The sequence below is a fragment of the Microbacterium azadirachtae genome (genome assembly GCF_000956545.1).
GTDB classification, from domain to species: Bacteria; Actinomycetota; Actinomycetes; order Actinomycetales; family Microbacteriaceae; genus Microbacterium; species Microbacterium azadirachtae.
The window spans coordinates 25,214-34,104 of record NZ_JYIT01000050.1; the positions used below are offsets into that span (position 1 = coordinate 25,214).

10 protein-coding genes are annotated in these 8,891 nt (G+C 71.6%); 6 read left to right on the top strand and 4 right to left on the bottom strand.

All coding sequences use genetic code 11. From position 1 onward, the window contains the following. Positions 1-229: 229 nt before the first annotated feature. A complete protein-coding gene (locus RL72_RS02090) occupies positions 230-862 on the bottom strand; it encodes a SatD family protein (protein WP_045249147.1) in 633 nt (210 codons plus the stop codon). A 128-nt stretch (positions 863-990) separates the two neighbouring features. After that, the gene (gene argG, locus RL72_RS02095) at positions 991-2,439 is read right to left on the bottom strand and encodes an argininosuccinate synthase (RefSeq protein ID WP_045249148.1); all 1,449 of its coding nucleotides are present in this window, start codon (positions 2,437-2,439) and stop codon (positions 991-993) included. Positions 2,440-2,629: 190 nt separating this feature from the next. Here argG and RL72_RS02100 point away from each other — a divergent pair, with 190 nt between their 5' ends. The 6 genes from RL72_RS02100 to RL72_RS19020 all read left to right on the top strand — a co-directional run bounded on the left by RL72_RS02100 (position 2,630) and on the right by RL72_RS19020 (position 6,962). Beyond that, positions 2,630-2,890, top strand: coding sequence for a hypothetical protein (locus tag RL72_RS02100; protein ID WP_045249149.1), 261 nt, complete (start codon positions 2,630-2,632; stop codon positions 2,888-2,890). Between the two features lie 19 nt (positions 2,891-2,909). Continuing rightward, on the top strand, positions 2,910-3,674 hold the full coding sequence (locus RL72_RS02105; RefSeq protein ID WP_045249150.1) for an ABC transporter ATP-binding protein: 765 nt from the start codon (positions 2,910-2,912) through the stop codon (positions 3,672-3,674). Positions 3,675-3,738: 64 nt separating this feature from the next. After that, the gene (locus RL72_RS02110; RefSeq protein ID WP_045249151.1) at positions 3,739-4,050 is read left to right on the top strand and encodes a hypothetical protein; all 312 of its coding nucleotides are present in this window, start codon (positions 3,739-3,741) and stop codon (positions 4,048-4,050) included. Then, complete coding sequence (locus tag RL72_RS02115; protein ID WP_045249152.1) at positions 4,047-5,525, top strand: hypothetical protein; 1,479 nt, start codon at positions 4,047-4,049, stop codon at positions 5,523-5,525. The genes RL72_RS02110 and RL72_RS02115 overlap by 4 nt, the downstream gene beginning before the upstream one ends. Beyond that, on the top strand, positions 5,518-6,192 hold the full coding sequence (locus RL72_RS02120) for a hypothetical protein (protein ID WP_045249153.1): 675 nt from the start codon (positions 5,518-5,520) through the stop codon (positions 6,190-6,192). Before RL72_RS02115 ends, RL72_RS02120 begins: the two co-directional genes overlap by 8 nt. A 98-nt stretch (positions 6,193-6,290) precedes the next feature. After that, positions 6,291-6,962 carry a response regulator transcription factor gene (locus RL72_RS19020; RefSeq protein WP_139168284.1) on the top strand — a complete coding sequence of 224 codons (672 nt, stop codon included), beginning with the start codon at positions 6,291-6,293 and terminating at the stop codon, positions 6,960-6,962. A gap of 52 nt (positions 6,963-7,014) precedes the next feature. Here RL72_RS19020 and RL72_RS02130 read toward each other — a convergent pair whose 3' ends face one another. Together RL72_RS02130 and RL72_RS20025 are read right to left on the bottom strand one after the other, a co-directional pair. Next, positions 7,015-7,767 (bottom strand): Pr6Pr family membrane protein, encoded by a 753-nt coding sequence (locus RL72_RS02130; protein ID WP_169748197.1) that lies wholly within the window; start codon positions 7,765-7,767, stop codon positions 7,015-7,017. A 68-nt stretch (positions 7,768-7,835) separates the two neighbouring features. Beyond that, positions 7,836-8,891 (bottom strand): hypothetical protein (locus RL72_RS20025; protein WP_052674129.1); only part of this gene is annotated, 1,056 nt, incomplete at its 5' end.

The window sequence follows — 8,891 nt, forward strand, 5'->3', positions numbered from 1 at the left end:
CTACCGACAGCATCCACTCACTGACTGGTGCGGGTGGGGTGCTCCACATTCGTGTCTTCCTCTCTGTCAGTTTGGCCAGCCTGCCATTGCATGATCATTCTCGCGGCAAGCTGATCCGCCAGGAGAAGCTGGTGCCCTCGGCCGCGGTGGTGGCGGAGGCGTGACGCGCCGCCTCTGCGACGGGAGCCGGTTCGACCGCGGCCGCGGGGGCGGGTTCGACGGCGGACGGTCAGGCGAGGAGGAGCCGGACGGCCTCGATGACGGCGCCGGCGCCCGAGGAGGCCAGCGCCTGCGAGACCGCGGGCTGGGTGATGCCCTCGGCGGTCGCGAGGTCGCGCTGGAAGACGCCGAGGCAGCGGCCGTAGGTGAGGCGGCGGGTGCGGGCGCTCATGTCGCTGATGAGCTGGTCGCGGGTCAGCAGCGCGATGTTCGCCTGGTGGGCGAGGAGTCGCGCCGCCTCCGGCTGCGCCTCGTGCACGGCCACCCAGGTGCGGGCTCCCGGAACGGTGCGCTTCTGCAGGGCGTGCACGTGCTCGATCGCGGTGCGCGCCGCCCACCAGCCGGGTCCCTCCGGGAGGTCCCCCGCGGCGGAGGCGATCTCCTCGACGGGGCCGACGCCCACGCCGAACCGGCAGTCGACGTGGTCGGGGAGCGCGAGGCGCAGCAGGGTCAGCGCCGCGAGCGCCGCGTCGAGCGTCGGGTAGACGCCCTGCTGCTCGTCGCCCACGGTCGGACGCAGCGGGCTCGTCGCGAGCGGCCGGTCCTTCTCGACTCGGGCGATCGTCTCGTCGAGCGCGCGCTGAGCGCCCGCGCGGTCGTCGAGCGCGCGCGAGCCGACGATATCGAGGATGACGGCGAACATGCGGAGAAATCTATCACTTATTTCCGCAAGATATAAGCGATTCCTTATTGCCTGGTCGCGATGAGCTCCGAGCTTCTTCGACCGCCGAGCGGGGCCGATCGGCGGCAGCGCTTCGGCTGCGCGCCCGCTCAGTCGGTGCCGGAGTCGAACGCGGCGCCCTCGCTGGCCGCGTCCACCGCGTCGGCGAGGGCCTCCTCGGTCTCGGCCAGGGTGGTGCCCTCGACCGACTCCGTGATCTCGTTCGCCTCGCCCGCGGTCACGCGGCCGACGAGCTCGCCCGTCGCACCGCCGACGAGACCGAGACCCGCGTACTGCTCGAGGCGGGCGCGCGAGTCGGCGATGTCGAGGTTGCGCATCGTGAGCTGGCCGATCCGGTCGACGGGGCCGAAGGCGGCGTCGCCGACGCGCTCCATCGAGAGCTTCTCGGGGCCGTAGGAGAGGTTCGGGGAGACGGTGTCGAGGATCGTCCAGTCGTCGCCGCGGCGCAGGCGGATCGTGACGGTGCCGGAGATCGTGGATCCGACCCAGCGCTGGATCGACTCGCGCAGCATGAGCGACTGCGGCTCGAGCCAGCGTCCCTCGTACATGAGCCGGCCCAGGCGGCGGCCCTGCTCGTGGTAGGTGGCGAGCGTGTCCTCGTTGAGGATGCCGTTGACGAGGCGCTCGTACGCGATGAACAGCAGGGCCATGGCGGGCGCCTCGTAGATGCCGCGCGACTTCGCCTCGATGATGCGGTTCTCGATCTGGTCGCTCATGCCCAGGCCGTGACGGCCGCCGATCGCGTTCGCCTCCTGCACCAGCGCGACCGGATCCGTGTACGAGACGCCGTTGAGGGCGACGGGGCGTCCCGCCTCGAACGTGACCGAGACGTCCTCCGTCTCGATCGCGACGGAGGGATCCCAGAACTTCACGCCCATGATCGGGTCCACCGTCTCGAGCGAGACGTCGAGGTGCTCGAGCGTCTTCGCCTCGTGCGTGGCGCCCCAGATGTTGGCGTCGGTCGAGTACGCCTTCTCGGCGGAGTCGCGGTACGGGAAGCCGTGCGCGACGAGCCACTCGCTCATCTCCTTGCGCCCGCCGAGCTCGGTGACGAAGTCGGCGTCGAGCCACGGCTTGTAGATGCGCAGACGCGGGTTGGCGAGCAGGCCGTAGCGGTAGAACCGCTCGATGTCGTTGCCCTTGTAGGTGGAGCCGTCGCCCCAGATGTCGACGCCGTCCTCCTTCATGGCGCGCACGAGCAGCGTGCCGGTGACGGCGCGGCCGAGCGGCGTCGTGTTGAAGTACGTCTTGCCGCCGGAGCGGATGTGGAAGGCGCCGCAGCTGAGGGCCACGAAGCCCTCCTCGACGAGCGCGGTCTTGCAGTCGATGAGACGCGAGGCCTCGGCGCCGTACTCCAGCGCGCGCCCCGGGATGGAGGCGATGTCGTCCTCGTCGTACTGGCCCAGATCCCCGGTGTAGGTGAAGGGGATCGCACCCTTGTCGCGCATCCACGCGACGGCGACGGAGGTGTCGAGGCCTCCCGAGAAGGCGATGCCGACGCGCTCGCCGACGGGCAGGGACTGGAGGACCTTGGACATGCCTCGATTCTAGAGGTCGCGGCTCGGCCGTCTTGCTGCGCGCGGCCTCTGTTGCGGCTAGCCGAAGGTAGCGGGAGAGCGACACCAAGGTCTCGGTGATTCGGGACCAATGGCGGAAGCGACGGCGATCGCTCGATCCCTAGCCTGCAGGAACAGCCCATTCCGGGGCTCGGAACGAAGGGAGGGTCGCATGTCAGTGATCGAGGCGACCGCAGTACTGCACAACGGCATCGCCGGTGCGATGGCGGCGGGCGAGGAGCGGGTGCGGCGCCTGCTGCTCGTGCGCCGCGACAGCTACGTCTGGCTCATCATCATCGCCATCGCGATCGTGATCGCGCTGGGCCTGATGACGGCGTGGTTCGTCTACTGCCGCAACGAGGGCGGCTGGCCGGCGCTGGACATGCCGTCGTGGACGTCGGGCGGCACCTGGAAGATGTACTGCGCCTCCTAGGCCGGGAAGAGGACACGACATGGTGACGGAGGCAGCGCTCAGCGCCGAGGCGCTCTCGAAGAGGTACGGCGCGCGGACGGTTCTGGACGACGTCTCGATCGAGGTGCGTCGGGGGCGGATCCACGGTCTGCTCGGACCCAACGGGTCCGGCAAGACGACCGCGCTGCACATCGTCACCGGACTGATCCGCCCCGACCGGGGGCGCGTCCGCGTCCTGGGCATCGACGGCCAGGACAAGGCGAGCCGGGAGGAGGTCGGGTTCGCCCCTGACGACCTGCCTCTTCCCGGCGCGCTGACGGGACGGGAGTTCCTCCTGTTCCACGACGCGCTGCGCGGGCGCGACGATTCGGCGCGGGCCGCCGTGCTGACGGAGATGCTGGGGATCTCGGGCGACCTCGACACTCCCGTGGCCGAGTACTCGCATGGGATGCAGCGCAAGCTGCAGCTCGTGGCGGCCGTGATGCATGAGCCGGCCGTCCTCATCCTCGACGAGCCGTTCCGCGGCCTTGATCCCGACGCGGCGCGGGGCGTGCGGCGTCTCCTGCTCGCCTACGCCGCCGGCGGTCGCGCCGTGCTCGTCGCGACGCATGACATGCTCCGCGCGGAACGCGACTGCGACGAGGTGACCATTCTCGACCACGGTGCGGTCGTCGCAGCGGGGGCGCCCGACCGGCTGATGGCCGAGGCCTCCTGCGGGTCGCTCGAAGACGTCTTCCTCCACGTGACGGGGCGGGCCGACGACGCAGACGCCCGGGCCGATCGGATCGCGGCGGTGTTCCGCTGACCTCACCGCGCGCGGGCGCCGCCCGCTGTGCGCAAGAAGCACCTGAAAGAGAAAGGCACGTCCCATGACCTCCGGATTCCGGATCCTCCTCCACTCCTTCGCGGGGCTCGTGCTCGGGGTCTGCGTCGTGTTCCTCGCCATCGCCGCGTCGCTCGTCATGGCCTTCACCACCGCCGGCGACGTGACGATCCCCGGAGTCATCCGCATCTGGCGCGCGACCGAGAACGGCGCGACCGCGCTGAACTTCGTGCCGAACATCGCCGGCATGGGGATCGCGGTGGTCCTGATCGCCGGTCTGTACGTGCTCGCGAGCACGCTCCTGGGAGCCCGCGTCCGCCGGGCATCGGAGGCCGCGCACCCCGAAGCCGCCCGATGAGGGCGGTCGCCGCCGTCGCGGTGACGCTGTGGGTGCGGGAGGTCGCCCGGGTGCTCGGCACGACGACGCGGAGGGTCACGGTGGCCGCGGCGGTCTCCTGCGTCCTGCTGATCATCTTCGGCCTGGGACTGGCGCTCGTGGCCGGCGCGCAGCTGGGCGACGGGATCGCCGTGGAGCTGCGCCTCTCACTCGCGCGCACGTCGTTCTCCGCGGCGGCGATGACGGCCGGCATCGTCGCGGTGATCCTCTGCCTCTCCGCGCCGCCCCGGACGGCACTGCAGAACCTGCTCGACCTGCTTCCGGTCTCTCGCACGGCCGCCCGTCTCGGACAGCTCGCCCCCGTGCTGGTGGCCGGACTCGTCTACAGCGCAGCCCTGACCAGCACCGCCGTCGTGGTCGTGCTGCGGACGAGCGCGGGAGGCGCCGACGCGCTGCGCGGGATCGCCTCCTACGTCGTGCTGCTCGCGAGCTTCCTCCTGGGGGCCGTCGCGGCCTTCACCGCCCTGCAGGCCGCCGCGGTCGCGCTGCTCCGGCTGCCGGTCCCCTACGCGTCGACGTTCTCCGGCGTGGTCGCCCTCGCGGGGGTGCTCGCCCTCACCGCCCCGGACATCCTGGCGCTGCGACCGTCCCCGTCCGACGGCGGAGGACTCGCCGATCTGCTGCCGGCGCGCGCGTTCGCCCGCCTCGCCGCGGCGCCGGATCCCGCCTCCGCGGCGGCGTCCGTGCTCTGGGCCGTGTTCGCCGTGGTGCTGCTCTGGCGGGTGTCGCGGCACCACGTCCCCGGCGCGCCGCGGGCCGCGATCCGGCTGCTCCGCCGTACCCGACCGATCCGGCGCACGGCCTGGTGGGGGCAGCTCTGGGCGGAGCTCCTCATCGCGGTGCGCACCCCGCAGTTCGTCGTCACCGCTCTCCTGCTCCCGCTCGGCGTCCTGGCCGTCTGGGTGCTCGCCCGGACGGTGCCCGCGTCGGCCCTCGTCGTCCCGACGCTGGCCGGATCGCTCCCCGTGCTCCCGTTCGTCCTCGCCGTCAACGCCGTGGGGCGCACCCTGCCCACGCAGTGGCTGTCGCGCCTGGCCGGAGGCGATCGCGTGCCGGTGCTCGGGCCGAAGGCGGTCGCCGCCGGGTGCGCGGGCGTCGCGCTCGGGGCGCCGGCGCTCGTCGCGGTGCTTCTCGCCGGGCTGATCCCGGCCACGCAGATCCCCGACATCGCGGTGCGGTGCGCGCTGGGACTGGCCGCCGGCCTGCTGTGCGGCGCGATCGTGCCCTACAGCGAGGAGCAGCCGCTCTCCGCCTCCGCCGCCGGGTTCCTGCTCGCGTTCGTCTACATGTCGATCACGCTCGCGTCCGGGTGGGTGGCGGGGGTCGCGGCGCCGGGCACCGACCGCGTGCTGATCCTCGCGGCGATCACCGTGCTCGCGGCCCTCTACGCCGGGATCGCGGCGCGGCAGAGCCGGCGAGAACCCACTCGTGCTTGACGTCCGCCGCGTGGTGCGGGGCGGGGTGAAGGAGCGAGACGGCGTCCTGATCTGCTCGGCCCTGGGACTGCGCCATCGGGGATCCGATCCGGAGGCCGTGGCGGACGGCCTGTGCAGCGACGAGCTCTTCGTGCGCCTCGGCGGCCGCTCCTGGCGCCTGCCGCCCTGGTTCACGAGCAGGTCGCGGCAGCTGCCGTCCGGCACCCTCCCCGCGGCGATGGCCTGCCTGCGTCATTTCGGGTCGGGCATGAGCCTGATCCTCGCGACCCTGGGCGTCGCCTTGGCCGTCGGGGTCGCCTTCCGGCTCCTGGCGCTCATCGCCATGGCATCCATCGGCCTCGTGCTCGCCGCATCGATCCTCGTGCACGAGCTCGGCCATGTGCTCGCCTACCGGATCCTGATGGGCGCGAAGGCGCCCGCGGTGCTGATCGTGCGCGGCGCCTCGTGCCGGGTGCTGCGACTGTCCGGACCGTGGCGGGCGGACGTGACGGTCGTGCTCGCGGGCTCGGTGGCTCCGGTCGTCGCGGCGGCCTGCGCCTGGCCCCTGTTCGGCCTGGCGCCCTCGGCCGTGCTGCTGGGCACGCTCATCGCCCTCGGCCACGTGGTCGGCCTCGTGCTGCCGTTCGGGGACGGCGCTGCTCTGCGGGAGATCGCACACGGTCGCTGAGCAGGTGCATCCTGCGTCTCGCCGACCACGGTAAAGAAAACTGTGCTGTAGCCTGAGGCGGGATTCTGATCACAGCTGGGGGGCTCATGATCAACACGGTGTCGGCAAGTGCGTTCCCGACGGCCATCGTCGTCTCATCGGACGGACTGATGGGCTCTGCGCTCTCGATGATCCTGTCCGCCGAGTCCGGCCGGCCCGTGGAGCTGGTGGCGTCGATCGAGAGCGCGACCGCCTCCTGCGCGCGGCGCGCGGAATCGGGTGAGACGACGCCCGTCATCGTGTTCGATCTCGCGCCCGCCGAGTGGCCGACGTTCGAGACCTGCGCGGCGCTGATCACCGCGAACGCGCAGGCGCCCGTGATCGTCGTCGCCCCCGTGGAGCCGTTCGGGCGGATCAGGGAGCTCTTCGGGCTGGGCGTGCGGGGGATCGTCGGCAGGGACGCCGAGCCGGACGAGCTCGTGCGCGCGGTCAGGGAGGCGGCGGAGGACAACGTGTTCGTCTCGCGGCGGGTGCTGCACCGCCTCGTCGACCACGTCATCTGCTGCCCGGGACGCAGGGCCGGCGACGTCGCGCGCGAACTCGAGCAATTGGCCCCGCGCGAGCGCGAGATCGTGCAGCTGCTCACCCGCGGCATGACGAATCGCGAGATCGCGACGGACCTCCATCTGTCGGAGGCGACGGTGAAGGCCCACCTCGGCCGCGTCATGACGAAGTGGCAGGTGCGCGACCGGCTCCAGGTGGTGCTGCACGCGCTCGATCGGATCCCCTGAGCGGCGCGCGCATCGCGGCAGGCTGAGTGGATCGATCCCTGCGATCCCGGTCTCAGCGTCCGCGTCTGCGGGAGAGCCAGATCACGCCGGCGCCCACGGTGAGGATCGCCACGGCGATGCCCACGATGTAGCCCGAGACCCCGAGGTAGCCGCCGGGAACCAGGGACGGATCGAGGAACGGGTACGGGTACCAGCCCGTCTTGCCCGTGCGCGGGCTGATCACCAGGTTCGCCCGGATGAGCGTGTACACGGCCCACACGATCGGGAACGCGGCGACGATGCCCAGCACGCCCCAGCCGAGGCAGCGCCGGCGCGGCGCGAGCAGCACGTCGGCGAGGAGGAGCAGCGGGCCGACGACGTGCATCATCTCGTTCGCCCAAGCGACGGTCGATCCCTGCGGCAGCTCGATCCCGCGCAGCAGCAGGTTGTAGACGATGCCGGTCACGATCATGTAGGTCGAGACGCACGCGAGCAGGATCGCCAGTCCGCGCGGCTCGACGGGGTCCGCCTCCGACGGGCCGCCGGCGACGCGCAGGCCCCAGATCGCGGCGACGATGAGCACGATCGCGGACGCGACGTTCGACTCGATCGTGAAGAAGCTGAGGAAGTTCGCGACGACGGTGGGGATGTGGGAGCCATAGGGAGTGGTCGCTTCGAGCGCGTTGCCGACCGTCACGATGAGCTGGTGCGTGACGGCGGCGAGGATCGCGAGCGCGCCGACGAGACGCACGATCGACCACGTCCTCGTGCCGATCGTGAAGCGGGCGGGGCGGGCCGCGGTGCGCTCCTGCGCGGAGATCTGCATGCCTTGAAGATAGCGGCCCCGGGTCCCGCCGCCCGGTCGCGGTGCCGAAGATGCCGGATCCGGGAGCGTCAGGGGTACTTCGTCAGCGCCTTGGTGAACTCGTCGACCTTCTTCTCGCTCAGCATGTACCGGCCCACGATGGCCAGTTGGAGGCCCTCCAGGGGCTCGCCCGTGCGCTTCGCGGTCTGCTCCCGCGACGCACGGTACTCGCCGGTGGTGTCGTTGGCGAGATCCGTGATGTCGGCGTAGAACCAGCCGGGATCCGGCTCGTCGTCGCTGAACCACTCCCAGTCCACCTGGGTCTCGGGGGTGGCGCCCCCGTACATCTTGGAGATCATCGTCGGGTCCACGCCGCCGGCGGGATCGTTGAACGCCACCATGCCGCGCCAGCCGTGCTGCGCGATCACCGACTCGATCGTGCGCATGACCTCGAGCTTGTGCGCGTACCCGCTCACCGGGGTCGTCGTCGCCCAGGTGTCGGACGTGAACCGCACGAGCATCGACTCCCCGCCGTAGCCGTTGCGCTCCGGGCGCTCCTGGGCGTCGGCGGACTTCACCCACTGCAGTCCGTACTGCGCGGTCAGCTGCGTGCGCACGTCGGCCAGGGTCTCGTCGGCCAGCGCCTGCAGCTGCTCGAGCGACTGCTGGTTCAGGAAGCGGCTCGGCTCCTTGTCCTTGATGCCCGGATACGCCTCCCACAGCTTCTGCTTGTCGGTCTTGTGCCCTGCGTACGAGCCGGTCGCCGCGACCCGCACGGTGCTGAGGGCGCCCATCGTGCCGACGTTGAGCACGAGGGCGACGGTCAGGGCGACGGCCCCGAGCACGCGTCCGGCCCGCGTCACGACCGCGGCGATCGCCAGGCCCAGCACGACGAGCTGCAGCACGAGCATGGTCGGGCTGAAGAAGGCGTCCGCGGCGCCGATCACGAGCAGGATGAGCGCGACGATCACGAATCCGATCCCCGCGGCCAGCGCGATCCAGCCGAGGGTCCTCCGGGTCTTGGTGGGGGCGTCGGCGCCGGGAAGGGGCGGCGCTTCGGCCGGGGCGTCTTGTGGGCGTCCTCCCTCGACGACCCCGTTCGCGCCGAGCAGCGCCCGTCGCGCACCGCGATAGCCGCCCGGGGG